This is a genomic window from Oleiharenicola lentus (assembly GCF_004118375.1).
Taxonomy (GTDB): Bacteria; Verrucomicrobiota; Verrucomicrobiia; order Opitutales; family Opitutaceae; genus Lacunisphaera; species Lacunisphaera lenta.
In genome coordinates this window covers 915609-934824 of the sequence record NZ_SDHX01000002.1, presented here as the reverse complement: position 1 = coordinate 934824, position 19216 = coordinate 915609, and the positions used below count along the sequence as shown (strand labels likewise).

The 19216-nt window shown below is 65.8% G+C and carries 16 protein-coding genes; 13 read left to right on the top strand and 3 right to left on the bottom strand.

What is annotated here, in order from left to right; all coding sequences use genetic code 11:
• The first annotated feature begins 3 nt into the window (after nucleotides 1-3).
• The 5 genes from ESB00_RS17665 (at nucleotide 4) to ESB00_RS17645 (ending at nucleotide 5879) form a co-directional block, all read left to right on the top strand.
• Nucleotides 4-699, top strand: a complete 696-nt coding sequence (locus ESB00_RS17665; protein WP_129049268.1) for a methylenetetrahydrofolate reductase — start codon at nucleotides 4-6, stop codon at nucleotides 697-699.
• Between the two features lie 125 nt (nucleotides 700-824).
• Nucleotides 825-1736: a homocysteine S-methyltransferase family protein gene (locus ESB00_RS17660; protein ID WP_129049266.1), complete on the top strand. Its 912-nt coding sequence runs from the start codon at nucleotides 825-827 to the stop codon at nucleotides 1734-1736.
• 88 nt (nucleotides 1737-1824) lie between these two features.
• Nucleotides 1825-2598, top strand: a complete 774-nt coding sequence (locus ESB00_RS17655; protein WP_129049264.1) for an SDR family NAD(P)-dependent oxidoreductase — start codon at nucleotides 1825-1827, stop codon at nucleotides 2596-2598.
• Between the two features lie 173 nt (nucleotides 2599-2771).
• Nucleotides 2772-4316: a TolB family protein gene (locus ESB00_RS17650; RefSeq protein WP_129049262.1), complete on the top strand. Its 1545-nt coding sequence runs from the start codon at nucleotides 2772-2774 to the stop codon at nucleotides 4314-4316.
• Nucleotides 4317-4466: 150 nt separating this feature from the next.
• A complete protein-coding gene (locus ESB00_RS17645) occupies nucleotides 4467-5879 on the top strand; it encodes a Gfo/Idh/MocA family protein (RefSeq protein ID WP_129049260.1) in 1413 nt (470 codons plus the stop codon).
• A gap of 13 nt (nucleotides 5880-5892) precedes the next feature.
• On the opposite strand, the gene ESB00_RS17640 is transcribed toward ESB00_RS17645, so the two are convergent.
• Complete coding sequence (locus tag ESB00_RS17640) at nucleotides 5893-6288, bottom strand: hypothetical protein (RefSeq protein WP_129049257.1); 396 nt, start codon at nucleotides 6286-6288, stop codon at nucleotides 5893-5895.
• 13 nt (nucleotides 6289-6301) lie between these two features.
• Nucleotides 6302-6904: a DinB family protein gene (locus ESB00_RS17635; protein WP_129049255.1), complete on the bottom strand. Its 603-nt coding sequence runs from the start codon at nucleotides 6902-6904 to the stop codon at nucleotides 6302-6304.
• Nucleotides 6905-7006: 102 nt separating this feature from the next.
• Between ESB00_RS17635 and ESB00_RS17630 the strand changes: the two genes are divergently transcribed.
• From ESB00_RS17630 to ESB00_RS17600, 7 genes are all read left to right on the top strand, one after another.
• Nucleotides 7007-8218 (top strand): SGNH/GDSL hydrolase family protein, encoded by a 1212-nt coding sequence (locus ESB00_RS17630; RefSeq protein WP_129049253.1) that lies wholly within the window; start codon nucleotides 7007-7009, stop codon nucleotides 8216-8218.
• A gap of 92 nt (nucleotides 8219-8310) precedes the next feature.
• Nucleotides 8311-8775, top strand: coding sequence for a hypothetical protein (locus ESB00_RS17625; protein ID WP_129049250.1), 465 nt, complete (start codon nucleotides 8311-8313; stop codon nucleotides 8773-8775).
• Between the two features lie 64 nt (nucleotides 8776-8839).
• Entirely contained in the window at nucleotides 8840-9583 is a 744-nt protein-coding gene (locus ESB00_RS17620; protein ID WP_129049248.1) for an RluA family pseudouridine synthase, read from the top strand.
• 54 nt (nucleotides 9584-9637) lie between these two features.
• Complete coding sequence (locus ESB00_RS17615; protein ID WP_129049245.1) at nucleotides 9638-10261, top strand: 3-hydroxyacyl-CoA dehydrogenase family protein; 624 nt, start codon at nucleotides 9638-9640, stop codon at nucleotides 10259-10261.
• Nucleotides 10262-10330: 69 nt separating this feature from the next.
• Entirely contained in the window at nucleotides 10331-13459 is a 3129-nt protein-coding gene (locus ESB00_RS17610; RefSeq protein ID WP_129049243.1) for a thiamine pyrophosphate-dependent enzyme, read from the top strand.
• Between the two features lie 331 nt (nucleotides 13460-13790).
• Nucleotides 13791-14906, top strand: coding sequence for a Gfo/Idh/MocA family protein (locus ESB00_RS17605; RefSeq protein WP_129049240.1), 1116 nt, complete (start codon nucleotides 13791-13793; stop codon nucleotides 14904-14906).
• 304 nt (nucleotides 14907-15210) lie between these two features.
• Nucleotides 15211-16779 (top strand): glycoside hydrolase family 5 protein, encoded by a 1569-nt coding sequence (locus ESB00_RS17600; RefSeq protein ID WP_129049238.1) that lies wholly within the window; start codon nucleotides 15211-15213, stop codon nucleotides 16777-16779.
• A gap of 84 nt (nucleotides 16780-16863) precedes the next feature.
• Here the strand turns inward: ESB00_RS17600 and asnS are convergent, their stop codons facing one another.
• Nucleotides 16864-18261 (bottom strand): asparagine--tRNA ligase, encoded by a 1398-nt coding sequence (gene asnS, locus ESB00_RS17595; RefSeq protein ID WP_129049235.1) that lies wholly within the window; start codon nucleotides 18259-18261, stop codon nucleotides 16864-16866.
• Nucleotides 18262-18383: 122 nt separating this feature from the next.
• Between asnS and ESB00_RS17590 the strand changes: the two genes are divergently transcribed.
• A complete protein-coding gene (locus tag ESB00_RS17590) occupies nucleotides 18384-19211 on the top strand; it encodes a cupin domain-containing protein (RefSeq protein WP_129049233.1) in 828 nt (275 codons plus the stop codon).
• Nucleotides 19212-19216 lie beyond the last annotated feature (5 nt).

The window sequence follows — 19216 nt, the reverse complement described above, 5'->3', positions numbered from 1 at the left end:
GGCATGAGTCTTGAAATCACCACCCGCAACGACGTCCCGGCCGACGTTGCTTACGAAGAGATCTTCGTCACCTGGCTGCCGACCGAGGGCAAGGAGGCTGTGCTGGCCAAGTGCGCCGAACTGCACGCCAAGGGCCTGAAGCCCGTGCCACACATCGCGGCGTTCAAGGTGAAGGACGCGGCCGACGCCCACGCGATCGCCGCCGCGGTTCGGCCGCTGACGCGCAAGGTTTTTCTCATCCGCGGCAACACGCATCAGGAGGGCGCCTTTGCCACGGTGGATGAACTTGTCGCGACAGGTGCCTTCGCCGGCTTCGAGATCGGGGTGGGGGGCTTCCCGGAAGGCAACAGCCCGCTGACTTTCGAGCAGGGCATTGATATCCTTCGCCGCAAGACCGCCTACGCGAGTTTCGTCGTGACGCAGTGGTCGCTCGACGAGGCGGCCATCGCCCGCTTCCTCGATGCGTCGCCGCTGCCGGTTCACCTCGGCGTGCCCAATCGCTGCTCGCTCAAGCAGCTCGCGCGCTTCGCGGCGGTCTGCGGCATCGAGAACTCCGTGCGCGGCATGCTCTCCAATCCCAAGAACATCGCGAGGTTTGTCTTCGGCTTCGATCCCGGTTACATCGTGAAGGCGTTCCAAGGCCACCCGCGCCTGGCCCGGTTCCACGTTTACGCCTTCGGCAACTTCGCGCCACTCTGAATCAATCAATCCCTGTAACCACTAATCTACACTCATGAACACTAATGACGGATTCTCGATCACGAGGTATGAATTAGTGTCCTCTTAGTGGCCATTAGTGGTAAAGTTACTCGTCTTCTTCCTCCATGAACCAACCCCCGCTCCTTGAAGCCCTCGCGACCCGCCGCCTTGTGTGTGACGGGGCCATGGGCACGCAGCTCTTCCTCGCCGGCCTCGAATCGGGGGCCTGCGGCGAGGCGTGGAACCTCACGCATCCCGACCGCGTGCTCGCCATCCAGCGCCGCTACGCCGACGCCGGGGCGGACTGCATCATCTCCAATTCCTTCGGCGGCAGCCGCATCATGCTGCGGCGCCACGGCCACGAGGCGGAACTCGCGGCCATCAACGCCGCCGCCGTGCGCATCACGCGCGAGGCCTTCGGCGGACGCCCCGGCTATGTGCTCGGGGACATCGGTCCGCTCGGCGCGCTGCTCGAACCCTACGGCGAACTCACCGAGGCCGAGGCGCGCTCCGCGCTGGAGGAGCAGGCAACCGCGCTCGTGAAGGCCGGGGCCGACGCGATCATCATCGAGACCCAGACCGGCCTCGAGGAACTCGGGCTGGCCATCGACGCGGCGAAGGCCGCCGGCAGCTCCTGCATCATCGCCTCGCTGGCCTACGATCTCTCGATGGATGGCACGTTCTACAAGACCATGATGGGCGTCTCACCCGAGCAGGCCGCGGAATTCATCCAGGAACGCGGCGCCCACATCGCGGCGCTGAACTGCGGCACCGGTATGGACATGAAAGGCGCGGCCATGGTCGGGAAGCTCTACCGGGAAAACTGTTCGCTGCCTGTGATGGTGCAGCCCAACGCCGGCCTGCCCGTGCTCGAGAACCTCAAGGCGGTTTACAAGCAGCTCCCCGCCGACATGGCCAAGGACGTGCCCGAGGTGCTCGCCACCGGCATCTCCATCATCGGCTCCTGCTGCGGCAGCACGCCTGATCACACTCGGGCCATCCGTGGCGTGGTGGAGGCCTTCAATCGGCCCCAGTAAACCCGCCAACGGCTCCCGGATGGCAGTAATCAGTTGAATTCCCTTGTCCGTGCCTTTCGGGGCCATCGGTGGTTAAACGGTCATTCCCATGAATTCCTCCGAATTTCCCGGAATCTTTTCCCTCAAGGGTGAACTTGCGGTCGTGACCGGTGGCGGCACCGGCATCGGCCAGGCCATCGCGCAGGCCATGCACGCGGCCGGCGCCCGCGTCGTGCTCGTCGGTCGGCGCGAGGCCGAGCTGGCCGCTGCCGTCAAGACGATGGGCGAGGGTGCCGCCTACGCCGTGCATGATATCACGGAAACGGCCGGAACCGGGGCGCTCGTGCAGCGCATCACCCAGGAGCACGGTTCGATCACGTGCCTCGTCAACAACGCCGGCCGGCACCTCAAGAAGGCGGCCGTGGACACCACGCCGCAGGAGTTCCTCGACGTGATTAACACGCACATCATTGGCGCGCACGAGCTCACGCGGCTCGTCGCCCCCGGCATGATCGAGCGCAAGCACGGCTCGATCATCTTCACGGCCTCGATGGCCTCGCTCTTTGGCATCCCGCTCGTCGTGGCCTACGCCTCGGCCAAGTCCGCCATGCTCGGCATGGTGCGCACGCTTTCCACCGAGCTGTCTTCCCACGGTATCCGGGTGAACGCCATCGCCCCGGGCTGGATCGACACCGACATGTCGCGCAAGGCCTTCGCCGGCGATCCGGCGCGCAAGAACAAGATCATCAGCCGCACGCCCATGGCGAAACTCGGCGATGTCTCCGATGTCGGCTGGGCGGCGGTTTACCTGGCTTCGCCCGCCGCGAAATTCGTCACCGGCGCCGTGCTGCCGGTGGACGGCGGCGCGAGCATGGGTTTCTGAGCGTAGGGCCGGTCTCCGGCCGGCCGCTTCGGCGCCGAGCCGGCCGGTCAGAGACTGGCCCTACCAGAATCCTCCAGTCCACTGATTGACCGGAAAGCCGCGCCTTAGAATTCGCGAAACGCGGCGGGGTGGCTTAGCTCTCGGGTCGTTGCCCGCACCCCGTTACCCCCGCCATGAAACCACCCCGTCTTGCCGGCCTGCTGGCCGGTCTCCTCGCTTGCACCCTTCACCTGCCCGCCGCCCCGGTCGGGCAGTTTGTCGACGCGGCTGATGTCGGCGCGCCCGAGATCGCCGGCTCGACCACCTACGATCCCTCGCTCCAGCATTACCGCATGAGTGCCGGCGGCATCAACATGTGGGGCACGACCGACCAGTTCCAGTTCGCCTGGAACAGGCTCAAGGGCGACTTCATCGTCCGCGCCCGCGTCGAATGGATCGGCCAGGGGGTGGACCCGCACCGCAAGGCCGGGTGGATCGCGCGCAAGTCGCTCGACCACGACTCCGCCTACGTGGACGCCTGCGTCCATGCCGGCGACGGCCTCACCTCGCTCCAGTTCCGCCGCGAGAAAGGTGCCATCACCGAGCAGGTCGTGCTGCCGCTGACCGGCGGCGACGTCGTGCAGCTCGAGCGCCGCGGCAATACCTGGATCTTTTCGTCGGCCCGCTACGGCGAGCCGTTCGTCACGCAGACACTCGCCGACTTCGATCTCGGCGAGGAGCCGTTGGTCGGCCTGTTCCTCTGCTCGCACAACGCCAAGGTGAAGGAGGAGGTCGTCTTCAAGGATGTGCGCATCATCCAGCCGCCCAAGCCCGGCTACGTGCCTTACCGCGACTACATCGGCGCGCACCTTGAGATCCTCAACGTCCACACGGGCAAGCTGGAGATCGTCCACAGCTCGCCGGTGCAGTTCGAGGCGCCCAACTGGAAACCCGACGGTCGCACGCTCATCGTCAACGTCAGCGGCCCGGGTCCCGACCGCGGTCAGCTCAAGACCTTCGACCTCGTCACCAAGCAGGTCGGCGACCTCTACACCGGCACCATCGGCCGGAACAACAACGACCACGTCCTCACTTTCGATGGCAAGATGCTCGGCGTGAGCATCCACACGCCCGCCGACGGCGGCCGTTCGGTCATCTACAAGCTGCCTTCGACCGGCGGCGAGCCGGTGCGCGTCACGCCGAATTCGCCCTCCTATTTTCACGGCTGGTCGCCCGACGGCAAATGGCTGGTCTATACCGGCGGCCGCAAGCACAACCCCGACCAGAAGTCCGACAAATACGACATCTATCGCATCTCCGCCGAGGGTGGGGAGGAGGTCCGGCTGACGAGCGAGGGCTCGTTGAGCGACGGCCCGGAATATACGCCCGACGGCCGTTGGATCTACTACAACTCGACGCGCAGCGGGCTGATGCAGATCTGGCGCATGCGCCCCAACGGCGCGCAGCAGGAGCAGGTGACGAACGACGAGTTCAACAACTGGTTCCCCCACATTTCGCCCGATGGAAAATGGATCGTCATGATTTCCTACGGCCAGGACGTGCGCCCCGAGGATCATCCCTACTACAAGCACTGCTATCTGCGCCTCATGCCCATCGAGGGCGGCAAACCACGCGTCATCGCCTACGTCTTCGGCGGGCAGGGCACGATCAACGTGCCCTCTTGGTCACCCGACAGCACCCGCGTGGCTTTTGTGAGCAACACCGACAACCTCAGGTGAACTGTCCACCAGCATTGGGGTGGACTCCGGCGGGACCGCGGCGAAGCTTTGCCCAACAAATCTGATGTAGGGTCGCCGCTTGCGGCGACCTTGCGAACGAGGTCGGCGCAAGCGCCGACCCTTCAGGATAAGGAACGAACCCCATTCCCCATGACCGCCCCCGTCTCCCGTCGTCACTTCATCCGCACCGCCGCCGGTGCCGCCGCCCTGATCTCCGCCCCGCTGATCGTGCCGTCGCGCCTGTTCGGTGCCGCCGCGCCCAGCAACCGCATCCGCGTGGGACAGATCGGCTGCGGTCGCATCGCGATCGGCCACGACCTGCCGGGCGTGCTGCGCTCCGGTCTCGCCGATGTCGTGGCCGTGTGCGACGTGGACACCCGGCGCATCGCCGCGGGCAAGGCGTGGGTGGAAAACTTCTACCGCGAGGCCAAGCTCACGGCGCCTGAGGTCGCCACCTACGCGGACTACAAGGAACTGCTGGCGCGCAAGGACATCGACGCTGTTGTGCTCAGCCTGCCCGACCACCAGCATGCCGAGATCGGTCTGCGTGCTGTGCTCGCGGGCAAGGATGTTTACCTGCAGAAACCCTTCACAATGACCCACGCCGAGAGCGTGGTCCTGCGCGACGCCGTCGTGAAGAGCGGCCGCATCATGCAGATCGGCAGCCAGCAGCGTTCCTGGGGACCGCACGAGCAGTTCCGCAAGGCCTGCGAGTTCGTGCGCAGCGGCCGGGTCGGCCGGCTCCAGCGCGTCGAGATCGGCCTGCCCATCGACCCGACCAAGCCCGACGACCCGCAGCAGCCCGTCCCGGCCACATTGAACTACGATGCCTGGCTCGGCTGCACGCCTGAGGTCTATTACACCGAGCAGCGGGTTCACTCCCAGCAGCTCAATGCGCAGGGCCAGCTCGACATTGGGTCCCGCCCGGGCTGGCTGCGCAACGAGTCTTACTGCCTCGGCATGATCACCGGGTGGGGCGCGCATCATTTCGACATTGCCCACTGGGGCATGGACCAGGAGCACGGCGGCCCTTCGAAGATCGAGGGCCAGGGCGAGTTCCCGACGAACTCGATCTGGAATGTGCATGGCAAATACAACGTCCACCTGACCTATCCCGGCGGCGTGCAGATGCGCGTATCCGACGAGCTGCAGAACGGCATCAAGTTCATCGGCGACGAGGGCTGGATCTTCGTGGCCCGCAATGAGGGCGCCACCGCGAGCGACCCGAAGAGCAACACGCCCGGCCAGCTCCACTGGCTCGCCGCCAGCGACGAGAAGCTGCTCGACCCGAACGGCGTCAAGGTGACGTTCCCGGCCAGCACCTCGCACCACAAGAACTGGCTCGAGTGCGTGAAGAGCCGCGCCACGCCGCTCTCGCCCGCCAGCATGGCGCACTATTCAAACACGGCCTGCATTCTCAGCTGGATTGCCATGAAGACCGCCCGCCCGCTCACGTGGGATGTAAAGGCTGAGCGTTTCGTGAACGACGACGCAGCCAATGCCATGCTCACCCGCCCGGAGCGCCCCGGCTACGGTGCGCTGCGGTTGGCCGGCCGGGCCTGAGTACGGGCTGTTTTCAGCGCGGTTCCTCCCAGACGACCTCGCGAACATCCGGATCTGAGGCGAGGATCTGCTCGATGGCACCGAGCAAGCGGGAGAGCTGGGGCGTGAGGTCCACTTTGTTGAAAAGCTTCCTGACGACGGGGGTGCTTGGCTCCGAGAAACACAGAAACTCGTCGTCTTCCCCGTCCTGGTGCCCACAGCAGAGCGCGATGGCCGGGCCTGTCGTCTTGATGGGCAGGAACCAGCCCCAATCCTCGGCGTTAATCTCGCCCGTCTCGATGCCCTTTTCCGCCAGGCGCGTGGCGAGGTATTCGGCCAGACGCTTGCCCCAGATGCCCGGGTTCAGCTGCTCCTCCTCGCTTTCGTAGGGCGGAAATTTCTTCGATCGAAACCTGACCTGGGTTTTCATGGGACTGCTGCGCTCAGGATTTCGGGAAATTTACATCCGCCTTCACCTCGAGCAGCTGCTTCGTGTGGCGCTCGGTGTGGGCGGAGATGAAGAGGAGCCACTGGTAGGCATCGAGTTTGCCGAGCGGGCTGTCGGCGGCGTGGGCACGGAGATCGGGCGTATCCTTCATCAGGGCGAGGGTCTTGGCGCGGCTTTCTCCGAAGTGTTTCAACGCTTCGGCGGAAGAACCGTAGCGGTTGGTCGGGATCAGTGGCTCGGGGGCGGTGCGCTTCTGGCTGCGGTCGGGAATTGCTTTCAGGATCAGGGCGTCGGTCGCCTTGAAGTCCGTGCCCTCGGCGGGCGGCGGCGCCTTCAGCACCTGGCCGGTGACCAGGCCCAGAAGCATGTCCTCGGCTGACGCGATGTGCTCAAGCACCTGCGCCACGGACCATTTCTCGGGGGCGGATTTGAAGTTGAGCTGGGTTTCCGACAGGCCCTCGGCGGCGGCGAGCACGGCGGCGCGCGTTTTCTCGAGGTGGGCGAGGCCGGCGGCGCGGTCCTCGGCAGACAGTTCCTGGGCGCGCAGGCCGGTCAGGATGGAGAGGGACAAAAGCAGGGAAAGCAGCGTGGTTCTCATGTATGAATGGGGTTTCGTTGGCCAAACTAGCGGCGCGGACTATCTCAACAAGAGCGAAACCGGTGTGTCCTTGCCGGTGTCGGGTCACTGTATCTCCACCCCATGAAAAGACTCCTGCTTCTGACTGGCTGGCTCCTTGGCCTCGCCTCGGTTCTCGCCTCGGAACCCACCGGCCGCTGGGTGGCCACCTGGGCCACGAGCCAGCAGCTCACCGAGAAGGGCAACCTGCCGCCCGAGCCGGGCTTCACGGAGGCCACGGTGCGCCAGAAGCTGCGCGTCTCCATCGGCGGCGAAAAGCTGCGGGTGCGTTTCTCCAACGAATTTGGCAACAGCCCGCTCACGATCGAAGCCGCACACGTGGCGCTGGCCGAGGGCTTCGCCGACGCGAAGATCCAGCCGGGCAGCAGTCGCGCGCTGACGTTTCGCGGCGCGGCGTCCGTCACGCTCCACTCCGGTGCGACCGTGATTTCCGATCCGGTGGACCTGGCGCTCGCGCCGATGGCCGACGTGGCCATCACGACGGTGACCAAGGCCTCGCCCAGTGATGTCACGGGCCACCCGGGCTCGCGCACGACCTCGTATTTTGCCTACGGCGGCGCGGCACCTGATGCCGCCGACCTGCCCGAGGCCAAGCGCACGGACCACTGGTATTTCATGTGCAGCCTCGACGTATGGACCCGGCGCCCGGCGGCGGCGGTGGCCATTCTGGGCGACTCGATCACCGACGGGCGTGGCTCGACCACCAACGGCAACGACCGCTGGCCCGACATTCTTTCGCAGCGCCTGCGCGCGAATCCCGCCACGGCCGATGTGGCCGTGCTGAATCACGGTGTCGGCGGCGGCCGCGTGCTGCGCGACGGGCTCGGCATCAGTGCCCTGCGACGCTTCGACCGCGACATCATCGCCCAGCCGGGCGTGAAGTGGCTCATCATCCTGGAGGGCGTGAACGATCTCGGCACCTCCTCGCCCGAAACCGTGGCCGCCACGGCGCAAGAGCTCATCTCCGCCTACGACCAGATGATCACCCGCGCGCACGACCATGGCATCAAGGTCTATGGCGCCACCATCATGCCCCTCGGCGGGTTCAAGAACTACGACACCCCCGAGCGCGAGGCCGCCCGGCAGACGGTCAACGCCTGGATTCGCCGCAGCGGCCGCTTCGACGCCGTGATTGATTTCGACGCCGTGGCCCGCGATCCCGCGAATCCCGCCAGACTCAGCGCCGCCACTGACGGCGGCGACCACCTGCATCTGTCCGCCCCCGGCTACAAGGTCATCGCCGAGTCCATCGATCTCGGGTTGTTCACACGCTGAGGGTGGTGCGAACCGGCGGTTCACCCCGTTTTCACACGTCGGTAACGGGAAACCGGGTGGACTTTTCTCCGGCGGACAGCTTGATGGACCGGATGAATCTGTCGCGCACGGATGCCTTGGCCGGACTGCTGACACGCCTGCTGGCCGCACTCGGCCTGTTGCTCCTCGCGGGTTGCACGACCCCGACCAGCGCTCCGCCGCCGCCCGAAAAAGGCGCAACCCTGCAGGTGCAGCCCGCCAAGACCAGCGCGGTGCCGACGGACAAGGAGATCGCCTGCCGGATCCAGCTGATCGACGGTGCGCTGGTGGCGAGCAGCGAGGGGCTCAAGCCCGGCCATCACCGGCTCGTGGTGGCGCTGGGCGACAAGGAGGGCGAGTTCACCGGCGACGTGGACCTCGTTATCCCCGCCGTCCGCGACTACCGGCTGCGGGCCGAGCGGGACGAGGAAACCTTTACCGTGTCACTGGTGGAAGTTCCCAGCGGCAAGGTAGTCGCCACTTCCTCCGCCCAGGCCGCGCCGATGATGCAGTTCCAGGTGTTTGTGATCCAGAAATAGGGTGGGGCGAGGACCGACAGGTATGGGATTGCGGCGGGCGTGGGCTGACGCACCCTGACCCGACATGCCCGCCCTGCCGCCCGTCATCTTCGAGGACGAAAGCCTCATCGCGTTCGACAAGCCGAGCGGGCTGCTGATCGCGCCGGACCGCTGGGACAAGTCGCGCGCCAACCTCATGGACATGGTCCATGAAAAAATGGGCCACGGGGTGGCCAACGTGCACCGCATCGACGCCGACACGAGCGGACTGGTGCTCTGCGCGAAAACGAAGCCGGCGCTAGATTTCCTCAGCGGGCAGTTCCAGTCCAAGACCGTGGGCAAGGTCTATGAGGCCCTGACCGTGGGCCTGCCCGCGCAGGACGAGTTCACGGTGGACTTCGTGCTGAAGGAAGACGACGCCAAGCCCGGCCGCATGTGCGTGGTGAAGAAGCACGGCAAGGCCAGCGTGACGGACTTCAGGGTGCTCGCTCGTTTTCCCCAGCCGGCGGGCCGTCCCGGTTTCGCCCACGTCGAATGCCGGCCGCAGACCGGGCGCACGCACCAGATTCGCGTGCATCTCGCCGCCTCAGGCACGCCGATTCTCAGCGATCCGTTCTACGGCAACGAGACACAACTGCTGCTCTCGGACCTCAAGCGCGGTTACAAGGGCCGCGACGAGGAGCGCCCGCTCATCACCCGGCTGGCCCTGCACGCGGCGGCCCTGACCTTCAAGCATCCGCTCACCCGTGAGCCCGCGACGCTGCATGCGCCGCGACCGCAGGATTTCGAGGTGGCCCTGAAATACCTGCACAAATTCACCCGGCGATAAAAGCAGTTGTCCGTCACCCAGCCGCCCGCCAAGCTTGCTTCCGCTTACCCCGTCATGAGTCACGCCGTTTCGCTGCATCCCTGGTTTCCACCGCCGCCGGCGGGGACCCCCCCGCCCAAACCCCTGCGCGCCATCGGCATCGTCGGCGTCGAGAAGACCAGCACGGGCATCGCCCACTGGTGCGCCACCAAGGGCCTGGGCGTGATGATGCACGACCTCGAGGCCGGTGCGCTGACCCATGCGGTGGAAAATGTCCGCAACCTGTTCCGAGCCGCCGAAGAACGCAACGAGATCACCCACGCAGCCGCGCACAAGGCGATGGGCGGCATCAGCATCACCACCGGTCTGGAGGACCTGGAGTTTTGCGACATCATTATCGAAACCGTCACGGAGGACATCGCCTCTAAGCGCGCGCGGTTCGAGCGGTTCGGCAAACTCATGCCGAAGGAGATGGTGCTGGCATCCTGCGCCTCGGGCACCGGCCTCGCCGAGATCAGCGGTGCCACCCCTGCGCCCGAACGGCTGATCGGGCTGAAATTCTTTGATCCGGTGGGCGAGACCGCCCAAGTGCAGGTCACCCTCGCGCCCGCCACATCGCGCGAGACCGCGGAACGGGTGCTGGCCTTTGTCACGGCCCTCGGGCGGCAACCTCTGTTGCAGGGCCCGGCCAAGAGTTGACCGGCCCCCGCCGAGAAATGCGTTGCAGTTGCAAACCGGTTGCCGGGTAATGTCAGACCAATCCCGCCCATGGCCAAGGTCGAGACCCTCAACAAAGAACAAAAGCGTCACCTGCTGGTGACGATGCTGGAAAGTCGGCACGCCGACCTGCGCGAAGAGAGCCTGAACCGGCAGGGCAAGGGACATTTCCATGTGTCCGGCCGCGGCCACGAAGGACTGGCGGCGCTGGGCGTCCAGCTGCGCGGCGGCGACTACCTGCTGCCCTACTACCGCGACCGCGGCCTGTGCATGGGGCGGGGCATGACCACGCGGTCGCTGGCGTTGGAGTATTTTGCCAAGCGCGATTCCGCCTCCCGCGGACGCATGATGCCGTCCCATTACTGCTCGCGGGAGCTGAACATCGTGAGCGTGCCCACGCCCACGGGTTCGCAGCTCGTCCCTGCCTGCGGCATCGCCTGGGGCCTGCAGCTGGACCAGAAGGACGGCGTGGTTGTCACCACGATTGGCGACGCGGCGACCCGGCAGGGCGATTTCTACGAGGCGGTCAGCTTCGCGCAGGAAAAGAAGCTCCCGCTGATGCTCATCGTCGAGGACAACGCCTACGGCATCTCGACGCCCACGCGCCGCATCAACCCACTCGCCCTGCAGGTGATCAACCCCGCGCAGTGGCAGGTGGTGGACGGTTCCGACCCGCTGGCGGTGCATGCGGCCACGCAGCAGGCGCTGGCGGCGCTCCGCGCCGGCCACGGTCCGGCCTTCCTTTGGGTGAAGACGGAGCGTCTCTCCAGCCACACCAGTTCGGACGATCACACGCTCTATCGCTCGAAGGAGGACATCGCCCGCATCGAGCAGCACGACCCCATCCGCAATCTCAAGCGGCAGATGATCCGCGACGGCGATCTCACGGAACAGGACTACGAGAAGCTCGACACCGACCTGAAGGAGAAGGTGCGCCGTGATTACGCCGCCGCCGAGAAGGCCGACAATCCCCGCGCCAGCGAGCTCCTGCTCGAGTCGATGGGCCCGGCGCCCGAGCTGACCGGTGAGCTCTTCCAGCCCGGCAAATACCGCATGGGCGACCTGATCAACCGGACGCTCCGCGCCGGCCTCGACGCCGATCCCGCGCGCATGATCTTCGGCGAGGATGTCGAGGATCCCAAGGGCGGCGTGTTCCGGCTCACGCAGAAGCTCTCCACCGATTTCCCGGCGCAGGTGTTCAACTCGCCGCTGGCTGAGTCCACCATCATCGGTCTGGGCGGCGGCCTCGCGCTCTACGGGCGGCGGCCGGTCTTCGAGATCCAGTTCATCGACTTCATCTACCCCGGCTTCAACCAGCTGGTGCAGAACCTCGCCAATCTCCGTTGGCGCTCCAACGGCGAGTGGAAGGTGCCGGTCGTGTTCTACGCGCCCTACGGCGCCTACCTGCCGGGCGGAGCGCTCTGGCACTCGCAGGCCAACGAGGCGGTTTTCGCGCATTTTCCCGGCATCAACGTCGTGATTCCGTCCACGCCGGAGGACGCCGCCGGCCTGCTCTGGACCGCGATGCACGCGGAGGACATCACGCTGTTCCTGCTCCCCAAGCACATGCTCTGGGCCGAACGCGAGACGAGCGCGCCCATCACCGCGATTCCCTTTGGCTCCGCCCGGCGCCTCACCGAGGGCACCGATCTCACGCTCGTGGCCTGGGGCAACACGGTGGAAAAGTCGCAGGAGGCACTCGCCGAGCTGAAGGACGGCGCCTCGGTCGAACTGATTGACCTGCGCTCCATCGCCCCGTGGGACAAGACCGCCGTCGAGGAATCCGTCCGCAAGACCGGCCGCCTCGTCATCGTGCAGGAGGACACGGAGAACTGCTCCGTCGGCCAGATGATCATCACCCACCTCATGGGCCGGCCCGACCTGTGGGCCGCGTTGAAGGCCCCGCCCCTGCTGGTGTCGAAGGGCAACGTGATGATCGGCTACAACCCGATCTACGAATACGCCGCGCTGCCCGACGTGCCGCGCATCCTCGACGCTCTCCGCCGCACGCTCGCACTGGACGTGGCCCGCGGCGAGGAGGTCGTGGCGCTGACCGCCCCGGTGCCGCCGCCGTCCACCGGCTCGACCGCGCCTTTTGCCGTCGCCGAGGCCCATGCGCCCCAGAACACCGTCATTCCCGGCACGAGCGACATCATCGTGCGCGTGCCGATCATGGGCGAGGGCTTGCGCTCGGCCCGCGTGGTGAGCCTCAACAAGAAGCCCGGTGACGCCGTGAAACACGACGAGGTGCTGTGCGAACTGGAGACCGACAAGGCCGTGTATCCCGTCGAGGCGTCGTTTGCCGGCACCTTCAAGGCGTGGCGCATCAAGCTCGAGGAAACCGTGCTGATCGGCCAGGACATCGCGCTGGTCACCGGCGACGCCGCCAGTGTCGCCGGCCTGCCGGTTGAGGGTGCGGCCAACAAGAAACCCGCCCCCACGGTGGTCGCAGCCGGGGTGACCGCTTCCGTGCAGACCGTTTCCGCGCCCGCGCTCGCGGCCCAACCCTCCAAGCTTATGCAAGGCAACGTCCGCCCGCCCGCCCTCTCTCCCGCGATCACCAAGCGGCTCGACACGGTCGTGCCGGCCAATCTGCTCATGGACTGCCGCTGGGAGCCGATCCGTCTCGCCCGCGAGCAGTCGAAGTCGCTGCACGGCAAGTCCGCCGCCTCGCCCTCGGCCATGATGGCGTGGTGCGTGACGCGGGCGATGGAACTGCACGCCGGTTTCCGCCGGGTGGTGAACAAGGACGGCGTGATCACCGAGCTCGGTGACTTTGAACTTGGCGTCGCGGTGGCACTCGAGGGCGACCGGCTCGGCACCGCGGCCATCGCCACCGCCAACAAACTGGCGTGGTCGGACTTCGTGGTCGGCTATAACCGTGCCATCGAGGAGACCCGCTCGGGCAAACTCGTCGAGGTGCAGGCGCCGCTGAACATCAGCAGCCTTGGCGCCTTCGGCGTTGAGAGCGCCACGCCGATCGTCGTGCCGCCCGCCATGAGCACGCTGTTCATCGGCTCGGCGCACGAGAAAATGATCAAGGATGGCGGCGTAGTTTATCCGCAGGAAGTGGTTACGCTGTCCCTGACCTTTGACCATCGCGTTGTGAACGGAGCCGGAGCCGCCGCCTTCATGATGGAGCTGAAGCGCCAGTTCGAATCCTTCCGGCTACCGGGCTGAGGGTTATTGGACGGAGAAAAGGTTCTGGATAATCTCCAAGGTGCATCCGGTCAGAGCCGCCCGGATGCGAGGATGAGGGCGGAGGAGCGCGGCGCGGTCGTCGCTTTCCGGCAATTTGGCCGAAATCGTCGCGAACAAAGAGGCTTCGGCATCGGACTGGCCATCGTGCGCAATGGGGTGGCGCTCTACCACGGATCGTTTGCCCTGGATCCGTGGCCGCCGGCAGTCGGAGTGAGGGCGAGCATAGAGCTGCCGCTGGCGACGTGACGTATGTTAGACCGGAAGGCCCGCTTGCGGTGAACCGGCTCGTGTCCATAGGTAGAGCACCCCCATGAGCACCCCACGCCCCCTCCCAGCCGTTTCCCGTCGCCGTTTTCTCGGTCAACTTTCCGCCGCCGGCGCACTGGCGTTGGCGCCCCGCGCCGCCTTGGCGATTGCCGCGCCGAAGAAACTCGGCGTCGCCCTCGTTGGCCTCGGCGGCTACAGCGCCGGTCAGCTGGGGCCGGCATTGAAGATCACCGAGCACTGCCGCCTGGCGGGCGTCGTGACCGGTTCGCCCGAGAAGGGCCGGAAGTGGGCGGCGGATTACGGTTTCCCCGAGACGAGCATCTACGGCTACGACACGATGGCGAAGATGGCGGACAACCCCGACATCGACATCGTCTATGTCGTGACGCCCAACGGCCTGCACGCCGAGCACTCGATCGCGGCGGCGAGGGCCGGCAAGCATGTCATCTGCGAGAAGCCCATGGCCAACACCGTCGCCGAGTGCGACGCGATCATGGCGGCCTGCCAGCAGGCCGGCGTGCGTCTCGGCATGGGTTACCGGCTGCACTACGACCCCTTCCACGAGGAGTTGCGGCGCCTGGTGCGCACACAGGAATTCGGGCCCTTTATGAACATGAACGGCGGTTTCGCGTTCACCATGGGGCGGCACCAATGGCGCGCGCAGAAGGCACTCGCCGGCGGCGGCCCGCTCATGGATCTCGGCGTCTATGTGATCCAGGAAACCTTCATGGCGGCCGGCGCGGCTCCGGCAGTGGCGATCACGGCGCGTGAGCTGCCCAAAGCGCGGCCGGAGTTTTTCGTGGATGTCGAGGAAAGCATCGAGTGGACGATGGAGTTCGCCAACGGCGCGAAGGGCCAGGGTTACACCAGTTACAACAGCAACCGGAACGATTTCCGCGCCGAGGCGAAGGGCGGCTGGTTCGAGGTCGGCCCCGCCTACAGCTACCGCGGCCTGCGTGCCGCCACGAGCAAGGGTCCGGTCACGGTGACACCGCCCGCCAGCCAGCAGGCGTTGCAGATGGACGCCTTCGCGCTCCATGTGCGCGACGGCGCGCCCAATCTCGTGCCCGGCGCAATGGGTCGCCGCGACATGGTCGTGGTCGAAGCCATTTACGCCTCCGCTGCTGCCGGCGGGAAGCGGGTCGAATTGAAATTCTAAAGTGGCCCTCAGCGACTTCTCCCCAATCACCGATAGGGGGAGCGAAACGGCAGCCCCCTTTTCAGCATCCGCTGATCAACGCCTTTTCGCGGGTCTGCCGGGCCTTGGCGCCATCCGCGCTCGTCGGAGTGATACGGGTTTTCTCCGGCAGCACGCGTCGTGCGTCATGCGGTGGGAAAAAACTTACCACCGTGCCCGCCGCCAGCTATGGCCTTCATTCATAAGCCCCGGTGATGCCCTGATTCGGGGCTCACTGTCTTATTTTTCTGCCAGTAGATGAAAGCGTCCGCTCGCTCCCCCCAACATGCGCTCCCTCTCGCTCCTTAAGCTGTTGCTTCCTGTGCTGCTGATCGCGCCCGCATCAGCCCAACTCCCGACCCCGACCTACGGCTGGAATCTCGGCAATACGCTGGAAGCCGTCCCCAGCGAGGGCTCCTGGGGCCCGGCGGCCACCCAGAACCTGATCAACGCCGTCGCCGATGCGGGCTTCAACACGATCCGTCTCCCGGTGGCGTGGGACATCCATGCGAATCAGTCCACTTACCAGATCGATCCCGTGTGGATGGCCCGCGTGAAACAGGTGGTGGACTGGTGTTACGCGAAAAAGCTCCACGTCATCATCAACATCCACTGGGACGGCGGGTGGCTGGAGAACAACATCACCGACACGGTGAACCCGACCATCAACGCGAAGATGCAGTCCTATTGGACCCAGATCGCGACGGCCTTTGCCGGCTACGATGACCATCTGCTCTTCGCCGGCGCCAACGAGCCCAACTGCAAGACGGCGGCCGAGTGGGCGACTTTGCGGAGCTACTACAACACTTTCATCAGTGCCGTCCGCTCCACCGGTGGCAACAACGCCTCCCGCTGGCTCGTGATCCAGGGGCCCGACACCAACATCGACAAGACCTACGACTGGGTGAACACGCTGCCGACCGATGTGACGGCCAGCCGTCTTATGGTCGAAGTGCATTACTATCCCTATCAGTGGACCCTGATGACCAAGGACGAGACCTGGGGGAAGATGTTCTACTTTTGGGGACAGGGCTACCACTCCCCCACGATGCTCGACCGCAATTCGACGTGGGGCGAGGAGGCCTACGCGGATGAGCAGTTTCAAAAAATGGCGACCAAGTTCGTCAGCAAGGGCGTGCCGGTGATCATTGGCGAGTGGGGCGCGGTCAAGCGCACGGGCTACGCCGACCTGACGGGCACGGAGCTGAGCCGGCACCTCGCCTCCCGAACCTTCTTCAGCAAAACAATCACGGACAAGGCCAACGCCCTCGGACTCAAGCCGATCTGGTGGGACGCCGGTGGCACGGGTAGCAACACCATGTGGCTGTTCGATCGCTCCACCGGGACCATGATTGATCCGGACAACATCAATGCCCTGACCGGCGGGCAGGCGCTGCCGCCGCCCGGGGCCGGGCCCAATGCGCCGAGCGGGCTGGCGGCCACCGCGACGTCGTCCAGTCAGGTAGGACTCACGTGGGCCGACAACGCCGCCAACGAGGATGGCTTCGAACTGGATCAAGCCACCAACTCCACATTCACCAGCGGCCTGGTCACAGCCACCTTGGCGGCCAACACCACCAGCCGCACGGTCGGCGGGCTGAGCGCCGCGACCACCTATTATTTCCGGGTGCGGGCGGTGAGCAGCGCAGGGTCCAGCGCCTACTCCGGCACCGCCAGCGTCACGACCCAGAATGCCGTCGTCGTCCCTCCGCCCAGCGTTTCACCTCCGGCCTCGGGCGGTGGCGGGGGAGGTGGCGGGGCTCCGAGCCGCTGGTTTCTGGGCGCCTTGGCGATGGCAGCCTTGTTGCGCAGAAAACAGGCATCGCGATCCGCGCTGCGCTCCGCCGGCACCTGAGAGCGACTCAGTCGCGACGCCGCCTTTCCTGCTCTGGCTGCGCCGTCGTGCTGGCCGACAGCAAGTTCGGGTTGTCCCGGGTGATCAGAAATCGGCCGTGCCCGGGGTGCGGGCGAAGGGGATCACGTCGCGGATGTTGCCGATGCCGGTCACGAACATGAGCATGCGCTCGAAGCCGAGGCCGAAGCCGGCATGCGGCACCGTGCCGTAGCGGCGGAGGTCGAGATACCACCAGTAGGCTTTCTCGTCGAGGTGGTGCAGAGCCATGCCCTCGCGCAGCAGCTCGAGGCGCTCCTCGCGCTGGCTGCCGCCGATGATCTCGCCGATGCCGGGCACGAGCAGGTCCATCGCGGCCACGGTCTGGCGGTCGGGCGCGCAGCCGTCGGTCACGCGCATGTAGAACGCCTTGATCGCGCGCGGGTAGTTGTAGACGGTGACCGGACACTTGAAGTGTTCCTCGGTGAGGTAGCGTTCGTGCTCGGCCTGGAGATTGGCACCCCACGAGATTGGGTGCTCCCAGGTCTTGCCGGACTTTTCGAGGATCTCGACGGCTTCCGTGTAGCTGCAGCGGACGAAGGGTTTCTCGAGAACGAAGTCGAGGCGCGGGAGCAGGTCCTTGTCCACAAACTTGCTGAAGAACTCCAGGTCGGCGGCGCAGTGCGTGCGCACGTCGCGGATGAGGTGTTTCACGAACGCCTCGGCGAGGTCCATGTCGCCCTGCAGGTCGCAGAACGCCATCTCCGGCTCGATCATCCAGAACTCGGCGGCGTGGCGCGAGGTGTTGGAGTTCTCGGCGCGGAAGGTCGGACCGAAGGTGTAGATGTTGCTCAGCGCGCAGGCGAAGATCTCGCCCTCGAGCTGGCCGGAGACGGTGAGGAAAGTTTTCTTGCCGAAGAAATCCTTGGTGTGGTCCACGTGCTTGTCCTCGCCGCGCGGCGGGTTCTCAAGGTCGAGGGTGGTCACGCGGAACATGTCGCCCGCGCCCTCGGCGTCGCTCGCCGTGATGATCGGGGTGTGGACGTAGTGGAAGCTGCGTTCCTGGAAGAACTGGTGGACGGCGTAGGCGAGGCGGCTGCGGACGCGGAAGACGGCACCAAAGAGGTTCGAGCGCGGCCGGAGGTGGGCGATCTCGCGGAGGAATTCGAGCGTGTGACCCTTCTTCTGAAGCGGGTAAGTGCCGTCGGCCTCGCCGACTACTTTAAACTCCGTGGCGACGACTTCCCACTTCTGGCCCTGGCCCTGCGAGGCGACGAGCTTGCCGCGGACCTCGATGGAGGCGCCGGTGTGGGCGCGGGCAACCTGCGCGTAGTCGGGGAGGGAGGCGTCCACGACGATCTGCAGGCCCTTGAGGCAGGAGCCGTCGTTGAGTTCGACGAAGGAGAAGGCCTTGGAGTCGCGACGTGTGCGGACCCAGCCTTGGAGTAAAATGGCATCGGCCGCGGCGGTGGCGTTGTGGGCGTCTTTGACAAGAGTGCGTTGCATGGGGGCGTTTTTGTTTGGTCAACGGATTACAGGGACGACGCTGGCGGCAGAAGCTTTTTCCGGCTGCATGGATTGCCATTTGCCAATCCCGGCCTGCTGAGCAGACTGACATTCGCTACCCCATGACCCCCCGATTCTGCCGGCTGTGGCCGGTCCTGTTGTTGCCCATGCTTCTCAACGCTGCTGAATCCCCTGCGCTCGGTTCCACAATCTTCACCTGGGAGGGTTTCACGGCGAAGCTCACGGCCGTGGGTGAGCGGCGCGAGGTCGCGCGCCTGCCTTCCGCCACACTGCGGGAGTTTCAGTCGCACATCAGTACGCTGAACCCCGGGCTCGCCTCGCACCCGCCGCACACGCATCCGCAGGAGGAACTCATCATCCTGCGCGAGGGCGAACTCGACGTGCATATCAACGGCACAAACACGCGCGTCGGCCCTGGTTCGGTTTTCTTTTTCGCGTCGAACGATCCGCACGCTGTGCGCAACGCCGGCGACAAGCCGGCCACCTACTTTGTGTTCAACTTCACGACCGCCGTGACCGCGGAGATGCGCGGCAAGGCGCCGCTGCCGGCCGACCCGGCGCGACTGGGCTCGGCGATCTATGCGTGGGACAAGTTGGAAGTGTCCGAGACCAAGGTCGGCCAGCGCCGCGCGCTCACCAGTCTGCCGACGGCGACGATGGCCAATTTCTCCGTCCATGTGACCACGATCCGAGCCGGCCTCGCGCCGCATCCGCCGCACCGCCATCCCGACGAGGAGATCGTGCTCGTGAAGGAAGGCAGGCTCGACGTCACGGTCAACGGCGTCACCACGCGCGTCGGTCCCGGTGCGGTGCTGTTCCTGGCCTCGAACGACGAGCATGGCTGGAAGAATGTCGGCGAGACCGACGCGACCTACTATGTGATCCGCGTGAAGACCGAGGCCACGCCGGCGGTGGTCGCGCAAAATTGAGCCGC